Raw genomic sequence first — 19,845 nt, 5'->3', positions numbered from 1 at the left:
AGCAGAAAGGACATTTAAAAAGTCTATTTCCTCTTAAATTTGAGCAAAAAAAAAGGAAACATTCTCGTTATCAACGTCCATGAAACCCGTACTTGAACGCGATACCCAGGAACATTTCCTTTATTTTAGGATTTTGCTTTTTTGTACATATTCCGAAGCTCTGTTGGCGATACACCTACTGATTTTTTGAACTGGCGATAGAAATATGCTGGATCCGGATATCCTACTTCAGCTGCAATTTCGTTGGTTAGTAACGTAGTTTGAAGCAGCAATTGTCTTGCCTTTTCAATTCGAAATTGATTAACATAATCAGAGAAACTACGGCCCATTTCCTTCTGAAATAGCTGCCCCAAATAATTGGGATGCATTTCCATACGCTGACTGAGCGTTTTCAGGGATAGCTCTTCTCTATAGTGTTTGCTTACTTGATCAACCATATATCTCATATTTGGACTGAGCTCATCATTTACTAATGATAATTGGTCCAGCGTTTCTTTCACACTTTCCTGCACATGGTGCACCAATTGCTCAATAGTATGTATGCGCAGCAATGGATTAAACACGGCACTAAAATTAGAGTTTTTCTCCATTTTCTTAGCAATCAACATTAACTCAATCGCTACGTTGTAATTATCAATGCGGGTAATCATGCCACAGCCAAACAGCTTTTCGAACGTTTCTGCGATAAACTGGTTCGTAGCCTCCCGGTCCCCAGATAATAATAATTTGGTGAATTCCTCATAATCAATTTCGAGCTTCTCCTCGTGCAGAACCATCTTTGATAGTTGTTCCACATCTATAATCGGGTAACCCGGTAGCATAAGATGATCAACATATAAACTCTTCGCCTTTTTATAACTTTTGGGGACTTCCTGAAAAGCATGCTCCTTACTCCCTATCGTTATCCAGACAGACTTCTCCAACTCATGCATAATCTCATATTGTACTTGCTCCAGTACACAATAAAGCTCTTCTTTGTTCTCAGCTTCAGCCCGCTCAGCAATAATAAGAACAAGATCACCTTCCATATCTTTAAATACAATAACGGTTCCAAGTTGCTCTAATGACTTCACAGCGATACGATAACATTCATCCATAAGCTGATTCCTATGGAGTTTATCTTGGCCCTCATCGTCATCCTGTTCAGTGATAAGCCGAATCGCAGCCACCGTAAAAAATGAACAATCCAGTGAGATATTTAAGACTTTTGAACGGTGCTGTAGCTCTTGCCGGCCTATATTGCCAGTTACCCAGCGGTTTAGAATATTGTTGCGCAGAACTTGCCAATCCTCTTTAGCATGAAATTGTTCAACATCCTCTTGATTCAGCACTTCAACAATTTGTTCAATGGTTGATTCCAACTCATTTATATTAATGGGTTTGAGAATATAATTTTCAATGCCTAGACTCATTCCAGCTTTTAAATACTCAAATTGCTCATAGCCACTCAAGATAATAAACCTCATTTTTGAATCAAAAACCTTTATTTGTTGAATCAGTTCAAGTCCCGTAAGTTTGGGCATCGTAATGTCAGTAATTAATATGTCGATCCCTTCGTTATGATTGCGCAGAAATTCTAAAGCTTCTTCCCCATTAGTCGCTTGTCCCGCGATTCTCAATCCATATTTCTCCCATTCAATCACTGAACGTAATCCTTCAAGAATAAGAGGTTCATCATCCACGATAAGTATATTGTGCATTATTAGTACTCTCCCTTACGACTGGTATATTCATGATGACTATTGTTCCTTTATTTACTTCACTGGCGATCGTCAATCCATATTCAGTCCCGTAATAAAGTTTAATTCGTTCATTCACATTACATAGGCCTACCGAAGAAGGAGGTTCATCCATTCTCATACTGACTTGAAGCATTTGCTGTAGCTCTGTTAGCTTGCTGGGAGTAATTCCATTTCCGTTATCACTTATAGCAATTTGAATTTCCCCGCCAGATTCAGTAACTTCAATACGGATGAGATTGCCAAAACGGTCAGGTCTAAATCCGTGAACAATATAATTTTCAATAACCGGTTGAATAAGCAATTTAACGATAGAACAATTCATGGAAGCTGGACTTATTTGTGATTCGATTTGGAGCCTATCTTTATGTCTAATCTGGAACAACTCCAGATACAAATTACAATATTCAATCTCATCAGATATTGTAACGACCATACTTTTCTTAATCATCGTTCGAAATAATGTCGATAAAATGTAAATCATCTGACCTACATCCTTCGCTCCTTGCGTAATTGCCCGCATCCTAATCGCCTCAAGTGTGTTATATAAAAAGTGTGGATTAATCTGTGATTGAAGTGCAACTAGCTCAGCATTTTTCTGGGTAAGCTCCGAAATATACACTTTGTTAATATAGAGTTCTAGTCTTTCACACATATAGTTAAAATTGTTGGCAATTAGCTGCAATTCATCTTCTCGATTAAGGTGAATACGTGTGCTCAAATCACCTTCCTGTAAGCGCTTCATAGATTTAACAATGATCTTCACTTTTTTAGAGAAACGTAAAATAATTCCGTATGTAAAAGACATTGCAGTAATAATAAGCGCTGTGGTAATTCCGATAATCCAAGTTCGAACCGTTTTCATTTCGTTGTTGACCTGTGACTTCTGAATGATTCCTGCCATAATAAGACCTGAGCTGTTCGTTGTATTTAAGTTAACCTTGGAGATCTCATCCAGTGTTGTCCAGCCATCCGTATGAAGCGCATCGATATGTGGATATCGCTGTCCCATATACCTTCCCAATGAATCATATATAACGTCACCGCTTGGGGTTAAGACTAACAATTGACCATTATTCTCTGTAACTTTTGTGCCAAGCCATTTTGAAATAAGTTCCGCGTCAAAATCTACTATGAGCATACCGATCGTTTTCAGTGTAATCGGATCTTTAATCTCCCTAGTCATTGTATACAAATTGTTATTGTCTTCTCTTATTTCCTTAAGCACTAATTTGGTTTCATGCGAGACCCAGCCATTCTTCGGTAAGGATAATTTTTGCTTAGGTCCGTCCATGTCGCTCAAATAGAATTGTCGGGTATTATTTTTATATAAATAATAAAATTCTTTCTCTGTGCTGTACAAAATAACGTCATAAATCCCATTTTTCTGATTCAAATAGGTTTTGAAATACGTATCGAACGTATGAGGAACGGAGCTCCCTATATCTGCATATTGATCTAAACGGTATTTAAGATAATCCCCATAATCATTTTGCAAAAAGTAGGACAAATCCTCACTGACAGAGGCATCGCTATATATTTGCTGGATAGCCACTTGGATGCTTTCGTACTGCTGATTCATATACAAACTTACATAATCCAGCACCTCCCGATTGGCATCTACATGTTGGCGAGTGATCGTCTGTTCATAGTATTTATATACGGTAATGGAAGAGGCTATTAACGTAATTATGATGATTGAAGAGTATATAGCTAATATTTTATTGAACAGTTTTTTCTGCAAATGGTTTTGATAAAATTTCTTTACATTCAACAAAGCCACCTTCTTTCTGAATATCACCTTTAGGATTAGAAGCTTAACATCACACTTCTTTTTCTGCAATGGAAGCGCATGCATTTTTTATTTATAAAATCTAGCGCTCCAACTTTTCTCTCCATCGAGAGTTTACAACTCACAAAAAATCGTCTATAGTTGATTTCTACCCCCCAAACAAACCTATAATAACCCAAATAGATCTTAATTTCCTCGTCCCCCATCAACATATTGGAGGGGCTATTACTCATGTTTCTAACCAAACGCAAACTCAACTCCCAACTAAACGAAATTTCCGAATATCGTTACCGGGATCGTATACACATTCCTTTTTTCAACTCAATGATTGACGAACAAGGTGAAATTGCAGCCGAACCGCCCGTGGATGGAGAATGGTCTGAGCTACGAGTTGGCGATACCTGGAAAGGCCGCGATTTGTATTTATGGCTAACGACAAATATAGACGTACCCGCCACTTGGGCAGGCCGTAGAGTACTGGGTCGATTTGATTTTGGCGAGACGGGTGCTGGAAACAACTCCGGATTTGAATCCTTATTCTTTTTCAACGGCAAACCCTATCAAGGTGTAGATTCCAATCATACCGAAGTGTTCTTGCCAAATGAAACGGTAGGCACTCAGCTTCCACTGACCTTCCGGTTATGGTCGGGACTCGAAGGAGGCGGCCCTAAAAAGGATCAGACACATGGCATTCGCATGGCTGAAATTTGTTGGCTGGATGAACCAACGGATGATTTCTATTTTACCGCGCTTGCTGTAGTTGAGACGCTGAACGTACTCGATGCCAAAACTCCAGAATATACACAACTTATGAGTACAGTGGACCGCTCTTTTCTTCTGATCGACTGGTCTCGTCCAGGTTCAGACAACTTCTACGCTTCGATCGGGGAAGCCCGCAATTATTTGCGTGATGAAATTAATAAAATGGAGAAGTCCTCACCCGTCACAGTTACCTGTATTGGCCATACCCATATTGATGTGGCTTGGTTGTGGCAATTGAAACACACCCGTGAGAAATGTGCGCGTTCGTTCTCAACCGTACTACGTCTGATGGAAATGTTCCCGGACTATACCTTTTTACAGACTCAGCCGCAACTCTATGAATATATCAAAAATGACTATCCAGAAATCTACGAAAATATTCGTGAACGTGTGGCTGAAGGACGCTGGGAAGCTGGCGGCGGCATGTGGCTTGAAGCAGATTGCAACTTGACCTCAGGAGAGTCTCTAGTCCGTCAATTACTGTATGGAACTCGCTTCTTACGTAATGAATTTGGGGTTGAATGTGACTATTTATGGCTGCCGGACGTATTTGGCTACAGCTGGTCCTTGCCACAAATCCTAAAAAAATCAGGAATTAATACCTTCATGACCACAAAAATTAGCTGGAATCAATATAACCGGATGCCACATGATACCTTTCAATGGCGTGGGATTGATGGCACTGAGGTGTTAACACATTTTATTACAACGCCAGAGCCTTGGTCCGAAGAAGATTCTTGGTTCTACACTTATAATGGCCGGATTATTCCTAAGACTGTAAAAGGAATTTGGGATACTTACCGGGATAAAGAAGTGAATCGCAATCTGTTACTTTCTTACGGATATGGCGATGGTGGCGGGGGTGTGAACCGTGAAATGCTAGAGATGCGCCGTCGGCTAAACGATCTTCCCGGTTTGCCGAAGATTGAAACAGGAACAGCGGGAGAGTACTTCCGTACCCTGCAAGAAACTGTTGCAAATACAGATCGTTATGTCCATGTATGGGATGGCGAGCTTTACTTAGAATATCACCGCGGCACCTACACAAGCCAAGCCTACAATAAGCGGATGAACCGTAAGCTTGAACTGCTATACCGTGAGGCGGAATGGCTAAATACACTGCAAAGTGTGATGACAGGTGACTGGTCGAACTATCGTCAGACCGATTTAGACGAGGGCTGGAGAATTATTTTGCGCAACCAATTCCATGATATTATTCCGGGCTCTTCGATTCGTGAAGTGTATGAAGACAGTACAATTGAATATGCACAAGCAGAAGCAATAGGTCAGTCTGTCTGGGAGCAATCCAGTAAGGCACTTATGAGCGGAAATGAAGCCGGTAAATACACGATCTGGAACAATGCTGCTTGGGAGCTGACAGAACTCGTAGAAATTACTGTTGAAGCCGGGATGGAAACAGGACATTGGATAAGCTCAGAAGGTAAACAACTACAAGCTCAACGTGAAGGTGACCGCTGGATCGTTGAAGTATCTAACATTCCTTCTCTAGGATACACCACCATTTCTTTCGTAGAAGATGTGAATTCTGAGTCTCTAAGCGCTCCATTCAAGCTAAATGAATCAGGAATTTCAACGCCTCACTTCGATATTGAATGGAACGAACAAGGTCAATTAGTATCCATCTATGATATAAATGAACAAAGACAAGTATTAGCAAACGGAAGTCACGGTAACGTGTTCCAAGTGTTTGAAGATAAACCCCTGGCCCATGAAGCTTGGGACATTGACATCTACTATCAGCAAAAGAAACGTGAAGTCACCGACTGCCGCAGCATTGAAGTCATAGAAAAGGGTTCACTGCGATGTGTTGTACAATTCACATGGAGCTATATGGATTCCACGATTAAGCAGCAAATGATCTTACATGCACACCATCGTCGTATCGATTTCGTGACGAAGGTAGACTGGCATGAGCGACAACAGCTAATGAAAGTAGCTTTCCCTGTTGCGATACGAGCTACCGAAGCCACTTATGATATCCAGTTCGGTAATGTTACGCGTCCAACACATTGGAACACTAGCTGGGATTACGCTAGATTCGAGACTGTGGGGCATCAGTGGGCAGATTTATCAGATCGTGGTTATGGCGTTAGCTTGCTGAACGACTGCAAATACGGTTATGACATCAAGGATAATGTGATGCGTCTATCCTTAATCAAATCGGCAACGCACCCTGACCCTGAAGCGGATCAAGGCGAACATACTTTCACCTACTCTATTCTGCCTCATACTGGGGATTGGCTACAAGGTGACACCGTCCGTCAAGCTTGGTCCGTCAACAACCCTCTACGGAGCACCATGGGGCAAGCAGAAGTAGCAACCAAGTCGCTTATTGCCCTTTCTACACAGACGGTTATGGTTTCTGCGATCAAGAAGTCTGAGGATGGTCAAAAATTAATCGTACGTGTGCACGACTATTCTGGAAGCCGCCAGCAAATTGATATGACTAGCGACTTGAATATTATTTCGTGGCAAGAGTGTAATCTAATGGAGCGTCCTGAAGGGGAAGTCCACACTGAACCTGTCATTACTTTTATACTTGAACCTTACGAACTAAAAACATTTGAAATCGAAACAGAAAAATTAATAAAGTAATACACAAAAATAAAGTAACATACAAAAATCGGGGTGTCCCTGTAGCCATGGATCAAAGGCTGCGAGGACACCTCTTTATATATTTTCTCACGATTGTTTCTTATGCTTTTAAGTATACACCTTGTGCAATGAGTAATCTTGACGTATACTCCGAGTAAGGGAGAGATGGATATGAGAAAAATGAGGAAAATCACAATATTCACAGGTATTGGGTTATTCAGCCTTGTTTTGATTGCCATGTTTGTAATCAGCGCTTTTGTAATCAAAAGACCGGCGACTACCACCCCCGTAATCGCGGAAGTGAAGCCTTACAAGTGGAATAAAGTCACGCTAGACGGAAATGTCATATCAAGTGATGGATCAGAGTATTTTTTGTGGAATAAAAAGGGTGAAAATAATAACTGGATCATCTTCTTTTCCGGGGGCGGGGCCAGCTGGGATGCCCAAAGTGCCGCACACCCCATCAAGCTTATGAACTTTATTAAAGGTGGAGATACAGGCAACTATTTCCCCAACATCCCCTTCTATATGCTTACATTGCTGAGAGGCATGATGGATACGGATAACCCTGCCAATCCATTTCATGGCTGGAATGTGGTCTACCTTCCCTATTCGACCGGTGACTTCCATATCGGCAACCGCACAGTTGAATATAAAAAAGATGACGGCAGCCCCTTTACTATGCGTTATAACGGCAGCAATAATGTGCGAAGCAGCCTCGATTGGATATATGCCAACGTGGATAAACCCGGCAAACTACTGATTGCTGGCGAAAGTGCTGGTGGCTTTGGGTCCGCTTTTTGGGCTCCCGAGATCGCCTCTCACTACAAGGACTCCGAGATCTTCCAATATTCGGACAGTTCCTTCTTGAAATCAGACAAGTGGCCAAATGTTGTGAAGCAGGAATGGCAGGCAGACTTCGTGAAGAACTTCGGATATGCCCCTGAAGCGGATATCATCGGGGCAGCTTTTAAAGCGAACGGCCATCTACTTCCTGCGAATGCGATAATATTGCAATCCTACTCGGTATTTGACGAGATTCTGATCCACTTTCTGAACAACATCAACGATTACAAGGGGCCAAGAGATCAAAGCATCATTAATGAGTGGTCACAGGAAATGCGGCAATCTGTTTCTTCTTTGGCAGCCACTTTACCTAATTATTATTACTATCTCACCGACTATGGACTGAACGCAAAGACGGGTACAACTCCGCACACTTTTGCCACCAGAGAGACCTTCTTTCAGGCTGAACAGGATGGTGTGAAGCTTCTGAATTGGTTAGGTGATGCGATCAACCGGCAGACCCCCTATTCAGTGGGCAGCAAATTCCTCATGAATTCGAAGCCAGCTCAGAAATAGTGCTAGAAGCAGCGGAAGAGTTGCAACAAGACAGGAGAGAAAATCAATGAATTTGCGGGAAAAGCAAATGCAAATGACAAGGGAGATCATTAAGGATACAGCGCTTAGCTTATTCTGTGCCCAAGGTATTGAGCGCACGGATATGGCACAGATTGCGGAACAAGCCGGCATCTCCCGGCGTACTTTGTATCATCATTATAAGGACAAGGAAGAGTTAGCCGCTCAAATCTATGCCCTTAATCTGGAGCGGATGTTTGGACAGCTGCTGTTTGATTTTGATTTTGAACACCCTGTACAGTCATTGGAGAACATTCTCGATAAATATCTGGCGTTAAGAGATCATCAGGAAGCCCTGATCTACTATGATGCCATTTTTGGAGTTTACTACAGCACGCTTTCCAAAAATCCCGCGGAACTTCCTGACTTTAAGCAGGCTATGGAAGGCTGGTATTCACGGTTAATTCTCCTTGAGACAATTTCAGTCGCTCCGGAGGAAAAAAATAAGTGGCTGGACATTCTGCACAAGTCCACCCACCTGTATTTCATGTATTTACAAAAAGCCGTCATTATTACTCATCAGCGGGGGGGTGTGGTTACGGAGGAAGATCGGGTTATGGACCGGCAATTCAAGGATTTCATTATGTTTGGCGTACGGCAATCCAAGAATGAGACAAACCCTTAATTTCACTTATGGGGCAAACTGACGATAATCGTCGTTCCCGCTCCAACCGCACCGTCCACTTCTATGTTTCCCTGATGCAGGGAGACAATTTTTTTAACGATTGCAAGTCCCAAGCCATTGCCATTGTTGTTTCCATTCCGTGACTTGTCTATTTTATAAAATCTTTGGAATACGGTGTTGAACTCTTCCGGGGAAATCCCGATCCCGTTATCACTGACGGTGACCGATACATCTGCTGCACTGTCATCTATACTGATGCGGATGTTCCCGCCTTCCGGTGTGAACTTGATGCTGTTGCTAAGCAAATTCATCCATACTTGCTTCAGCTGATCTTCATCACCCTTAATTTTGACAGCTTCCGGCAGCTCAAGATCGATAACGATGCCTTTGGCTGACCATTGTGGCTCACAGGTCACAACGATGGTTCTAATCTGCTCGTCAAGATTGAAGGAATCTGCGTTAAAAGGATGATGTTCAGAATCCAGGGAAGCGAGCTTCAGCAAATTATCACTTAACCTCGACAGACGCTCACTCTCAGCAATGATGATATCAAGATATTCAGAACGTTCCTCTTCCATGATTAGATCATTGTTCTGCAATGCCTTAGCAAAGCCGGAAATAGACGTAAGCGGTGTCTGAATTTCATGAGACACGTTGGATACGAAATCCTGCCTCATCTGTTCTAACTGCTTCAACTCCCCTGCCATCTCCACATAGCTTTGTGTCAGTTCCCCTATTTCGTCTACTCGGTTTACTTTAAGCGCTACCTCGAAATCACCCTTGGCTAGCCTTCTTGTCGCATTCGTCAAAGCTTTGATCGGCTCCACCAAATATCTGGCGGCAATAAGAATGCATAGACTACCCAGTAAAAGCACGAGTAAAAGCACAAAGAGCAGCATCCGATTGACGATATTTTCGTTCTCGGCAGAATACTGCAAGAACATTGCTTGCCACTCCCCGTTAAACATAAAGGGCATCCCGATAAAGGTATCCTTATCTTTCGCAGAGGAACGATAGAGTTTTCCTTGCAGCACTTGTTTCACAGCATCGGGGGTGATAGTGACGGCCGGACTACCCTTAAGCCCATAGAAGGTATATTCCCCGGAATGATTATACAGGTGGATAGGGTATGCAGATACCTTAACCATACTATTCAAGAACTCGTCTGTATCCTCAGGCTTGGCGTCATCATAACGGTGAATGATCTCCTTCCCCACTGTGATCATTTCATTCTGTCCCTCGTAACTTATTTGTTTCTGAAAGACATACAAACCAATGAAAAAGGAACAGATCAGACTAAAGATGATGATGCCTAGAAACGTGAGAACGACGCGTACATACAATGCCTTGATCATAGCGCAGGGATCAGCCGGTATCCTAGGCCGCGGGCCGTTTCGATTTGAAATTGCTCGTCGTTACCGCAGAATTTCTCCCTCAACCGGCTTATATGCACATCTACAGTCCGGCCGTCTCCTTCATAGTTCAATCCCCAGATTTGAGAAATCAACTGTTCTCTTGTGAAGATTTGCCTAGGGTGACTAGCCAGCAGAAACAGTAGCTCAAATTCCTTCAAAGGAATCGTTACCGGTTCTTCATCACGCTTAACCTGGAAAGTGCGGCGGTTAAGCACCACATTGCCCAACTGCACAGACTGGGAAGAAACGACCAGCGAGCGTTTAAGCAAAGCTTTTACTCGCATCACCAGTTCAAGCGGATCAAACGGTTTGGTCAGATAGTCATCCGTGCCGAGTTGAAAACCTTTCACTTTATGTGCAGATTCTCCTTTAGCCGTCACCATGAGGAGGGGAATGTTGGCATCAGAGCGCCTGATTTCTCTGCACAGATCCCAACCATCCAATCCTGGCATCATAATATCTAGGATGACGAGATCGACTCGCGAGTTCTCTATAATGGACAGCGCTTTGGTACCATCCCTGGCTTCTTTGAGGCAAAAACCTTCTTTTCGCAAAAACAAAGACATTAGCTTTCGGATGTTATCATCATCATCAGCGATAAGTATAGTAGCCACGATTTGCCTCCTCTCTTAAGCTTACATTATATATGATATATTCTTGACAAGAAACGAAGTTATCCGAACTGCCAACCCAACAGGTTCCAATAGTAGAAAAACAGAGTCATCACTACAGCCGAAAGTGCCACTAGTGTATAATGCACACGCTTGAAAGCTGTCCAGTATTTATTTTTCCAAACCAGTATAGCCGAGATTAGCAAAGCTAAAGTCAGTCCAACCAAAAGGATTGGCATAACTAAACTGAGAGAAAGCAAAAGACTGATACCGCTGAACTTCTGCATCGTGTCCATGGACATAACCACCATAAATATCGTGAAGAAAGATAGCAGCGCCCACCCAGCAGTTCCCGCAGATAAGCGGATGGCCCACTTTTCCGGAGGCGTCATCGCCTTGATCTTGCGTCTGGAGAAGATTAGTCCAAGCAATGCAGTGATGAAAATCAACCCCGAGCTGCCAAGTAAAATAAGCCAAAACTTATTCTGATTCAAGAGTGGCGTACGCTCCAGCGGCATTTCCGGTGCCATACCTAAGAGCATATGTGTAACCTTACCGGAATCATTTGTGCGGAAGCCGATTTGTTCGGTACCTCCCTCGAGCTGGAACAGATTCGGACCGATTTCTCTGTACAGCTGTTGTTCACTACCCCTTCCCAAAGATAGCTTATTATCCTCTACCTTAACATTTAGCTGGGCAAAAAAATTGAAAAATTTATCAATATCACTGTGGTTACGGCGTGTGAATTGATAGGTTCCCACATACTTCTGAACAGATTCCGCAGAAGTGGAGAATTCAGGCCGCTTCGCTTCAGGATCGGGATAATAGCACTCAAAAAAGGCATGGACTAGGCCTGCCGCGGAATCACCGCCCTGACCGCCGTTATAGGAAACAAAGATACCTATATGCTTGGCAGGCACAAGATAAAACTCGGTATTAAACATGGGGTCGGAACCACCATGAGTAATTAGTCTAAGACCATTGATGCGTTTCTCAGAGAACCCCAGATCTACTCCCGGCAGACGTTTATCGAATTGGTACGCCGTTGAATGCATTAGTTCTGCGGTCTCCGTTCTAAGAATCTGCTGGTCACCATATTTCCCGTTCTGCAGATGGGCAATCATAAAGTGCGCCATATCTACTGCTGATACTGTACCCGAGCCGGCAGGACGAAAGCCGCCCTCGAAGGTAGGTGTGCCAGGAATAAAGCTGCCGTTCTCACTCGTGTACCCTACAACTTGATTGGGTATGAATGACTCCGGCAAAGGCTCTACCACAGTCGAATATTTCATGTCGAGCGGATCGAAAATATACTTTTGTATATAGTCATTGTAAGGAACACCGCTGACTTCCTCCACAATCAGACCCGCGAGTGTAGCCCCGAAGTTCGAATAAGAACTCATCTCTCCGGGAGGTCTTACCCGTGCCAGCATATGTTCATTGAGTGTTTCCGAGATTGATCCCGGCAATTTGGCAGGGTCGGTAGTGATTTGATAACCCACTCCACCCTCTTCAAACCCCGCTGTATGTGTCATCAAATGGCGCATCGTGATCGGCTCAGGATAAGTAGCAGGGATCTTCACTGATTTCAGGTAGGTGTTAATATCAGTGTCCAGATCTATCTTGCCTTGTTCGACCAGTTGCATCACCGCTGTCCAGGTGAACAGCTTTGTTGTTGAAGCGATTCGAAACATGCTGGTTGTCGGATCAACCGGTGCCGCTTCTTCCAGATTGGAACTGCCATAACCTTTGGCTAAAATAATCTTGCCGTCTTTTACAATGGAGATAACCGCTCCCGGAATTTGCAGCCGGTTCATATCTTTTTCCATAATTCCATCAACGAAGCTAGTCAGTCCTGCGGTATCATCGAGCTTGGCAGATGCTTCAATTTGAGCTGCCGGTAGCGCGGTTTGACCCATTTTGGTCTCAGCCGAGGCCTGTTTCCCGGGAAATACCAAGCTTGCGCCTAAGCCGGCACTAATTATAGCCAATAGAGTCAGACCAGCGATCAGCCTTTTTTTCATAGGTGTTAACATTATTATCCTCCGAGTCATCATTTATTGGGGTGGATGATCATCCGCCTAACACTTATAGAGATTATCAGAGTATTATGAATGGAACGTTAACAAGACAATAAAAAAACTAGACAGCAATCCACCCTTAAAAGTGACGGATCATAGTCTAGTTACATCACAAAAACCTATAAAAAATCCCATAGCGAACGTATGCCTACCACCTTACTGTAGCTCAGTCCCGATCCCTTTTTCTCTCGCCTTTTTCACGAAGTATACCGCTGTTGCGATATCAAAAACCGCCATCCCCATCGGACAAAAGAAAATCGGCTCATCTGCTCTGAGTTCATTCAGGCAATGGCGCGAGACGACATCGGTAATCATTCGGGTATCGGCACGAGTTAACCCATGTTTCAGATGGAGCTGCTGTATGTCAGTATTCTCGCGGCACACCTCATCCCAGTCGTCGACGATTATGGCCTTCACCGAAGCTAATGCCTCAGGCTTATAATCACGCAGTGAAATATTCAGTAGAAGACTACCTTCCACCGGAAGTATATCAATATATCTATGATTGGATACGGTACAGGTGATAAAGATATTGGACTTTCGATAAACGCCCGCCCACGTCTCCTCCACTTCTATCCTATCCTTATATATAGATGAGATGTCTGACAAATCTACTTCCCTTATATCAAAGATGCGGATACGTTCAACTCGATCTCCGTACAATGCCATAACCATTTGAAAATGATATTGCCCGATTGGTCCCCAGCCGATAATGCCAAGATGAATCCGTTCAAGTGAACGAGCCTGCAAAAAGTGACCAATCATCAGTCCACTGATGGAAGCTGTCCTTACGATGCTGGGGAGCGGAGAGCTTAGGACGGATATAGGCTCGCCCGTAATGGGATCATTCAAGACAATGATGCTATGCGCGCGGGGAAGACCAGCCTGGATATTATCCGGGAAGCTGGAAATCCATTTGATCCCTGCTGCGTTCACGTTCCCCCCTACGTATGCGGGCATTGCAATAATACGATTTTGAGGATTCTTATACCTTAGGTAAGGTTTTACGGGCTGCGCGTAATCTCCAGAATCAAGTATGCGCACCGTAGTTTCTATCGATTCCACGAGAGAAGGCCAATCAAGCCCCACCTCCCGGATGTCCCGATCGTTTAAATACAGCATTCCACAACCTCCTTTTTCCGTTCGTTAAGCAAGAACATCTCCACCGTCAGGCGAGAATTCCTGCCCAAATTCATTCTGAATCCATGGGTCAGAGTATACTGTATCGAGGTAACGCTCCCCTTTGTCATGCAGAATCACCGCACAGACAGATCCTGGAGCCATTTCTTGCTCCATACGCCTAACAGCGGCAAGGTTAGCCCCCGAGGATGCACCGGCCAGAATCGATTCATTCTGGGCGAGTGCTCGGCATCCTTTTACGATATCCAAGTCTGAGACATGCACAATACGGTCGATTAAATCCGTTCTGCAGAAAGGGGGTACGATGCCTGCACCCAGTCCCGGGAACCGCCGTTTCTCTTTGTTGCCACCAAAAATACTACTTCCCTCCGCATCGACGGCAACAATCCTAGTCTTCAGACCATGATCCCTTACATATTCCGCGAGGCCACGAATCGTGCCGCATGTACTTACGCTGCAAAACAAATAATCCACTTCGCCAAGCTCAGTCACGATTTCTTTCATGGTCGTATGGTAGTGGGACAAATAGTTATTTGCGTTTGCATATTGATTCGGCCAGTAGCTGCCCGGTATTTCCTCCAAGAGTCGCTGCACTCGATTCAGTCTAGCAGGCAGATATTCACCGGTCTCGGGATCGGGTTCGCTAACAAAGTCAATTTTCGCAGTTAATGCTTTCAGAATCTGCAGATTTGTTGTGGTAGTTCTTGGATCAACCACACTAATAAACCGCAGCCCTAAATATTGGCAAATCATCGCCAAGCTAATCGCCATATTTCCCGAACTCGACTCAATAATAGTAGTTCCCGGCCCGATTTTCCCTTCCTTCCATGCCTCATGGATCATCCGCAGAGCTGGACGGTCTTTCGCACTTCCTCCCGGATTTAGCAGTTCCATTTTTGCGTAGACTTCGAACTCACTGTTCTGGAACAGATTATCCAGCTTGATTAATGGTGTTTTTCCGATAGTCGATAAGATACCGTCTTGGATATTTATGTCCACCTTAGCTTTGTCCTTCTGATAATATAACTTCTTGTTCTTGACCTGCCCGCTGGCCAGCGGCTCCCCTTTAGCTACTATAATGATCTCAATATCATCAAGCAGATGGTTGCGAATCATCATCCCGATTTCCGGAATACACTCCCTGATTTCCTCTTTGATTACCGGAATAATAGAGTGCTTCACAGATTTACTCTTGATATAAATAGAGAGCGCATTGTTTTTTACTTTGACCCGAATGATCGCATCTTCAATATGACGGTATACGACCTGCTCGATATCGTACAGGCTGATTTTCTCACCGTGCTTCAGTTCCTGACCCACTCTTTTTACAATGGACTCAAAGCTTTGTTGTTCAACCCCGTCTATCATCACAGGCCTAAAATCCCTTACGACGTCATAAGTAACAAAACGAAGGGCTGGCAGCATCCTGCGGACAGTTGAGGTAAGCACCAGAATACTTTCATTGTTCCGAAGTGGCCTTACTTCTTCGTCTAACTCATGAACCCCGATTCCTTCCGCAAAAATTCCGTCGGCAAAAATGTACCTGCCATGATCATGGGAGTAATAAGCGATCGTACCGATTTCAATGGAGCCGTAAGTATCGATGATGTCTCTAGGCTCAATACCGAACATGCCAGCCATGTTCCGCTGCCACTCAGGCGGAGCAATTTCCCCTACCAAAATAATCTTGCGAATTCCGAATTCACGCGGGTTTCCGGCAGCATATACGATATGGTCAAGAGGATGGACGGCATCGTATAGAGCAAGTCAGGTTTAAAAGCTTTAAGCTGTTCAATATGCTGTTCGATTGGCAGTTCAAAGGGGATTGAACTTTTTTCCAATCCTAACCTTTCAAAAATGGTTAGCGCAGTATTTGCTGCATGTCCAGTGCCCATATCCGCCAACGCTCTGTTACATCCGCTTCCCGCAATAAGCTCGCCGAATAGCTTCGTTTTAATATCCACATAGTATTTGTCATCTTCCTCAGAGTAGAGGATTGCTTTTCTACGGCCTGAGCTTGTACCAGACGTCCTATAAACAGTCCAAGAAGGATCGATGGGTTGGTTATAATAGAAGGTTTCAAGTGTTTTCGAAGACATAAGAGGTAAGTTCTGCAAGTTATAATTCGTTTTCTCCCCATCGACCAGCCCCTTGTACCAAGGGTATTCGTCCATTACTTCTTGCACCTTATTCTGCAATTTACCGAGCAGCATCATAGCCGCCTCCCGTTGACCGCATGCTGCAGCCCAAGTTTAATAAATGCCTCCAATATTCATATGTAGAATTCTTTGCATGTGTTCTATTATTCTGTGGTTGCCCAAGCAAAAACTGCGTATTCCCGTAATATAGCCTATAGATATATAGAACGGAGGAACAAAATGAAGGAGCCAATACGGCGGATATCCAATAAGCTGACGAAAACAAGGGTACTGCTTAGAAAACAAGAGCTAAGGAAGTATATCCCGGTAACGAAAAAAATGAATAAAAACGTACTCTATGAGATGTTGCAAAAACATAGAATGGTGTACATTAAGCCCTGCTGTGGATCTTTGGGACAGGGTGTAATCCGGATTGAAAGATCACAAGATCATTCCGCCAAAAAACGACCAGCCTACAGCTATCAATCCGGTACGCATAAACATACATTTTCTGATTACGAGATGGCTTATCGGGCAATCTTTAGCGAGACCCAAGGAAAATCCTATTTGGTGCAAAAGGGGATTTGGCTTTTGGTTTATGAAGGAAGGCCATTTGATATCCGGGTAATGGTGCAAAGAAATCTTAAGGGTGGGTGGGAAGCTACAGGCATTGCGGGTCGCGTTGCTCATCCTCGCAAAGTGGTTACGAATGGGAGCCAAGGGGGAACGATTTATCCGGTAGAGGCATTATTAGAATTCTACACAAACGTAGAGAATAGTAGCACGTTGATCCGGTCCATGAAACAAATTGGAGTGAACTCCGCCAGACAGCTAAGCACAGCCTATCCCGACCTGCAGGAAATCGGTGTGGATATTGCCTTGGATCGACGCCTTAAACCATGGATCTTGGAAGTAAATACGGCCCCCGATCCGTGCCCGTTTACCAAACTGAATGACACCAGCATGATTGAGCGAATCGTCAAATATGCGAAAGCCTATGGCCGCACATACAATCTTAAATGCATGAAGTCCAAACAGGGTATGGTCTGAACAAATTAGATTGGTGATAATACAAACAACCCTGATATATAGAAGTCTCTACCAGGGCTGTTTGTGTTGTTTTAGAATTCGGAGTCGCTCACCTTAACAAGCATCTTCCCTAGGTTCGCACCTTGGAACAATTGCAGGAATGCTTCCACCACATTGTCGAATCCTTCAACAACTGTTTCTTCATATTTTAATTTACCTTCTGTTAGCCATTTTCCAAGCTCTTGAAGGCCTTCTGACTGGCGGGCTGCGTAATCACTAAGAACAAATCCTTTGATAAGGGAGCGGGTTTTGATCAATCTGCTCTGAATACGTGGACCCATATCTCCGTCTGTACTATTATAGGAAGAAATAGCGCCACATAGTGGAATACGTGCATAATCATTAAGCAAGCTCATCACAGCATCTGAAATCGCTCCACCCACGTTGTCAAAATAAACATCAACACCATTTGGACATGCTTCTTCCAAAGCCTGGCCTAAATTTTCCGTTGTTTTATAATTAATGGTTGCATCAAAGCCAAGTTCTTTTTTTAAAAAGTCGCATTTGTCATCGCTACCTGCGATCCCAACGACACGAGCGCCTTTGATTTTGGCAATCTGTCCAACAAACATCCCCACTGAACCCGCTGCCCCAGACACTACGACAGTCTCTCCTTCTTTCGGCTGACCGATATCAAGTAAACCGAAATATGCAGTGAGCCCTGTCAAACCAAGAACACTTAAGTAAGCCGATACAGGTGCAATCGAATCATCGATTTTGGTTACTGCTTTAGCATCTACAGTATTATATAACTGCCAGCCCAGCATACCGATGACTTTATCTCCAGCTTTGAATAGCTCCGATTTGGAGTCTACGATCTCTCCCACAAGTCCTCCAGCGATGACTTCATTAAGCTGATACGGAGGAACATACGATTTAGCATCATTCATTCTTCCGCGCATATAAGGATCCACTGACAAATACAACGTACGTACAACAACTTGTCCTTCTTTTGCTTCAACTACAGGAATATCTTTGAACTCGAAATTTTGCTGGGTTGGCATGCCTACAGGACGTGAAATTAACAGGACCTGTTTATTTTTCAACTGATTCATAGATCACTACTCCATTAATATTTATTTTTGCTGCTACCTATAACTATTAACCAAACCCTGTACATGATTATCAAATAGTTATAAAACTATCAAACTATCAAGAAAAAATTATAGGTTTCCGGACATATTATAAACTGTCCAAGAAACCCGGTAATAATTCGCTAAACGTATCCTCTCGAAGCTGGCTAATCTTATTCTGCCCCATACGTGTGACACTTACTAAATCAGCTTCATACAAAATCTTCAGATGGTACGACACATTAGATTTGTCCATTCCCATAGATTCACCAATGGACCCACATGTATTGTTCTCCTTATGGAGATGAAGATAACGAATCATTTCAATTCGTTTCACTTCTGCTAATGCTTTAAAAATCTTCACTCGCTTTTCATCATCTTTTAAGGAATATTGTTCGATAGTCATAAAACTATTTTATTCTTCTGATTGCGCAAAGTCAATTTACAATCCCATTTCTTAATCGGTTTCATTTTTGTATAATATACCAATCGGCATTAGCGCGGCTCTATTTATTAGGAAGGAGGGGTGGTAGAAATGGACATTACCAAATATGAAAATCTTGTTCCCCGTGTTTTTTTGTTTGTTGATCGCCGATCCTTCCCGGATTGGGAGATTACGAGGAGTAAAATCGATTTCCATGATCTTACCTTCATCGTAGAAGGGAAGTCTGACTATTTTATTAATGGAGAGAAATTCACGGTTGAAGCCGGAGATATGCTCTATGCCCCTTCTGGCAGCATTCGGGAAGCTCAGACCTTTAAGGAGGCACCAATGCGTTCCTTTGCGTTTAATTTCTTCTGGGAGGGGGAGGACAATCATGTGCAGCTCCCTTTTGAGACTGTAACTAGGAATTGGAGAACTAAAGAGATTCTAGAGGATATTAAAGAATTCTCACATGTCTGGATGGGCAAACAACCTTTCTACAAAATGAAGGCCCGGGCCATCTTTCAACTGATAGTGTACCGCTTATTAAGTATCGCCCACCATCAAGAAACACCTCTGATAGATCTAAGAATCCAAAAAGTGATGACCTATATTATGGATCATTATTCGGAGGAAGTTACGATCAAGGAGCTGGCAGATTTGGTTGCCCTAAATCCCGTATATCTTGGTAAGCTATTTAAGCAGAACACTGGCTCCACCTATAAAGAATTTATAAACAAGGTGCGGGTGAACAATGCTGAGATGATTCTATCGGCAGGTGGTTTTAATGTGTCCGAAGTGGCAGCGCACTGTGGTTATCAAGATGTCGCCTACTTCAGCAACGTTTTCAAAAATATAAAGGGTTATCCTCCGTCATCTGCCCTGAAATAACGGAGGATTCGAAGCAACAACCCAGTTGTT

15 protein-coding genes are annotated in these 19,845 nt (G+C 43.4%); 5 read left to right on the top strand and 10 right to left on the bottom strand.

Annotated elements, in window-relative coordinates; all coding sequences use genetic code 11:
• Nucleotides 1–125: 125 nt before the first annotated feature.
• A complete protein-coding gene (locus MHH86_RS11270) occupies nucleotides 126–1,700 on the bottom strand; it encodes a response regulator transcription factor (protein ID WP_036689621.1) in 1,575 nt (524 codons plus the stop codon).
• Nucleotides 1,675–3,483 carry a sensor histidine kinase gene (locus MHH86_RS11265; protein WP_342479734.1) on the bottom strand — a complete coding sequence of 603 codons (1,809 nt, stop codon included), beginning with the start codon at nucleotides 3,481–3,483 and terminating at the stop codon, nucleotides 1,675–1,677. Before MHH86_RS11265 ends, MHH86_RS11270 begins: the two co-directional genes overlap by 26 nt.
• Nucleotides 3,484–3,762: 279 nt before the next feature.
• Between MHH86_RS11265 and MHH86_RS11260 the strand changes: the two genes are divergently transcribed.
• The 3 genes from MHH86_RS11260 (at nucleotide 3,763) to MHH86_RS11250 (ending at nucleotide 8,953) form a co-directional block, all read left to right on the top strand.
• Nucleotides 3,763–6,909 carry an alpha-mannosidase gene (locus MHH86_RS11260; protein ID WP_036689619.1) on the top strand — a complete coding sequence of 1,049 codons (3,147 nt, stop codon included), beginning with the start codon at nucleotides 3,763–3,765 and terminating at the stop codon, nucleotides 6,907–6,909.
• Nucleotides 6,910–7,080: 171 nt separating this feature from the next.
• Nucleotides 7,081–8,271: a pectinacetylesterase family protein gene (locus MHH86_RS11255; RefSeq protein ID WP_235219590.1), complete on the top strand. Its 1,191-nt coding sequence runs from the start codon at nucleotides 7,081–7,083 to the stop codon at nucleotides 8,269–8,271.
• 46 nt (nucleotides 8,272–8,317) lie between these two features.
• A complete protein-coding gene (locus tag MHH86_RS11250) occupies nucleotides 8,318–8,953 on the top strand; it encodes a TetR/AcrR family transcriptional regulator (protein ID WP_051491631.1) in 636 nt (211 codons plus the stop codon).
• Between the two features lie 2 nt (nucleotides 8,954–8,955).
• On the opposite strand, the gene MHH86_RS11245 is transcribed toward MHH86_RS11250, so the two are convergent.
• The 6 genes from MHH86_RS11245 to MHH86_RS11220 all read right to left on the bottom strand — a co-directional run bounded on the left by MHH86_RS11245 (nucleotide 8,956) and on the right by MHH86_RS11220 (nucleotide 16,416).
• The gene (locus tag MHH86_RS11245) at nucleotides 8,956–10,308 is read right to left on the bottom strand and encodes a HAMP domain-containing sensor histidine kinase (protein WP_342479733.1); all 1,353 of its coding nucleotides are present in this window, start codon (nucleotides 10,306–10,308) and stop codon (nucleotides 8,956–8,958) included.
• Nucleotides 10,305–10,982: a response regulator transcription factor gene (locus tag MHH86_RS11240; protein ID WP_342479732.1), complete on the bottom strand. Its 678-nt coding sequence runs from the start codon at nucleotides 10,980–10,982 to the stop codon at nucleotides 10,305–10,307. Before MHH86_RS11240 ends, MHH86_RS11245 begins: the two co-directional genes overlap by 4 nt.
• A gap of 59 nt (nucleotides 10,983–11,041) precedes the next feature.
• Entirely contained in the window at nucleotides 11,042–13,003 is a 1,962-nt protein-coding gene (locus tag MHH86_RS11235) for a serine hydrolase domain-containing protein (protein WP_342479731.1), read from the bottom strand.
• A gap of 213 nt (nucleotides 13,004–13,216) precedes the next feature.
• Nucleotides 13,217–14,182: a 2,3-diaminopropionate biosynthesis protein SbnB gene (locus MHH86_RS11230; protein ID WP_340890071.1), complete on the bottom strand. Its 966-nt coding sequence runs from the start codon at nucleotides 14,180–14,182 to the stop codon at nucleotides 13,217–13,219.
• Nucleotides 14,183–14,206: 24 nt separating this feature from the next.
• Complete coding sequence (gene sbnA / locus MHH86_RS11225) at nucleotides 14,207–15,841, bottom strand: 2,3-diaminopropionate biosynthesis protein SbnA (protein WP_342479730.1); 1,635 nt, start codon at nucleotides 15,839–15,841, stop codon at nucleotides 14,207–14,209.
• 32 nt (nucleotides 15,842–15,873) lie between these two features.
• The gene (locus MHH86_RS11220) at nucleotides 15,874–16,416 is read right to left on the bottom strand and encodes a hypothetical protein (protein WP_342479728.1); all 543 of its coding nucleotides are present in this window, start codon (nucleotides 16,414–16,416) and stop codon (nucleotides 15,874–15,876) included.
• 162 nt (nucleotides 16,417–16,578) lie between these two features.
• On the opposite strand from MHH86_RS11220, the gene MHH86_RS11215 reads away from it, so the two are divergent.
• Complete coding sequence (locus MHH86_RS11215; protein WP_339211780.1) at nucleotides 16,579–17,388, top strand: YheC/YheD family protein; 810 nt, start codon at nucleotides 16,579–16,581, stop codon at nucleotides 17,386–17,388.
• A gap of 71 nt (nucleotides 17,389–17,459) precedes the next feature.
• Here MHH86_RS11215 and MHH86_RS11210 read toward each other — a convergent pair whose 3' ends face one another.
• Together MHH86_RS11210 and MHH86_RS11205 are read right to left on the bottom strand one after the other, a co-directional pair.
• A complete protein-coding gene (locus tag MHH86_RS11210; protein ID WP_094902539.1) occupies nucleotides 17,460–18,482 on the bottom strand; it encodes an NADP-dependent oxidoreductase in 1,023 nt (340 codons plus the stop codon).
• A gap of 127 nt (nucleotides 18,483–18,609) precedes the next feature.
• Entirely contained in the window at nucleotides 18,610–18,906 is a 297-nt protein-coding gene (locus MHH86_RS11205) for a metalloregulator ArsR/SmtB family transcription factor (RefSeq protein ID WP_038569940.1), read from the bottom strand.
• 129 nt (nucleotides 18,907–19,035) lie between these two features.
• Between MHH86_RS11205 and MHH86_RS11200 the strand changes: the two genes are divergently transcribed.
• On the top strand, nucleotides 19,036–19,815 hold the full coding sequence (locus MHH86_RS11200; RefSeq protein ID WP_051491630.1) for a helix-turn-helix domain-containing protein: 780 nt from the start codon (nucleotides 19,036–19,038) through the stop codon (nucleotides 19,813–19,815).
• Nucleotides 19,816–19,845 lie beyond the last annotated feature (30 nt).

Source organism: Paenibacillus sp. FSL F4-0097 (genome assembly GCF_038593125.1).
Taxonomy (GTDB): domain Bacteria; phylum Bacillota; class Bacilli; order Paenibacillales; family Paenibacillaceae; genus Paenibacillus_AQ; species Paenibacillus_AQ odorifer.
The sequence above is the reverse complement of the archived record's forward strand: the minus strand, read 5'-3'. Positions and strand labels throughout refer to the sequence as shown.

What these genes read in the sequence shown, in the direction of transcription:
- MHH86_RS11270 (WP_036689621.1), bottom strand. Translation starts at nt 1,700, where the DNA reads ATGCACAATATACTTATCGTGGATGATGAACCTCTTATTCTTGAAGGA.
- MHH86_RS11260 (WP_036689619.1), top strand. Translation starts at nt 3,763, where the DNA reads ATGTTTCTAACCAAACGCAAACTCAACTCCCAACTAAACGAAATTTCC.
- MHH86_RS11255 (WP_235219590.1), top strand. Translation starts at nt 7,081, where the DNA reads ATGAGAAAAATGAGGAAAATCACAATATTCACAGGTATTGGGTTATTC.
- MHH86_RS11250 (WP_051491631.1), top strand. Translation starts at nt 8,318, where the DNA reads ATGAATTTGCGGGAAAAGCAAATGCAAATGACAAGGGAGATCATTAAG.
- MHH86_RS11245 (WP_342479733.1), bottom strand. Translation starts at nt 10,308, where the DNA reads ATGATCAAGGCATTGTATGTACGCGTCGTTCTCACGTTTCTAGGCATC.
- MHH86_RS11235 (WP_342479731.1), bottom strand. Translation starts at nt 13,003, where the DNA reads ATGAAAAAAAGGCTGATCGCTGGTCTGACTCTATTGGCTATAATTAGT.
- MHH86_RS11230 (WP_340890071.1), bottom strand. Translation starts at nt 14,182, where the DNA reads ATGCTGTATTTAAACGATCGGGACATCCGGGAGGTGGGGCTTGATTGG.
- sbnA (WP_342479730.1), bottom strand. Translation starts at nt 15,841, where the DNA reads ATGGCTGGCATGTTCGGTATTGAGCCTAGAGACATCATCGATACTTAC.
- MHH86_RS11220 (WP_342479728.1), bottom strand. Translation starts at nt 16,416, where the DNA reads ATGATGCTGCTCGGTAAATTGCAGAATAAGGTGCAAGAAGTAATGGAC.
- MHH86_RS11215 (WP_339211780.1), top strand. Translation starts at nt 16,579, where the DNA reads ATGAAGGAGCCAATACGGCGGATATCCAATAAGCTGACGAAAACAAGG.
- MHH86_RS11210 (WP_094902539.1), bottom strand. Translation starts at nt 18,482, where the DNA reads ATGAATCAGTTGAAAAATAAACAGGTCCTGTTAATTTCACGTCCTGTA.
- MHH86_RS11205 (WP_038569940.1), bottom strand. Translation starts at nt 18,906, where the DNA reads ATGACTATCGAACAATATTCCTTAAAAGATGATGAAAAGCGAGTGAAG.
- MHH86_RS11200 (WP_051491630.1), top strand. Translation starts at nt 19,036, where the DNA reads ATGGACATTACCAAATATGAAAATCTTGTTCCCCGTGTTTTTTTGTTT.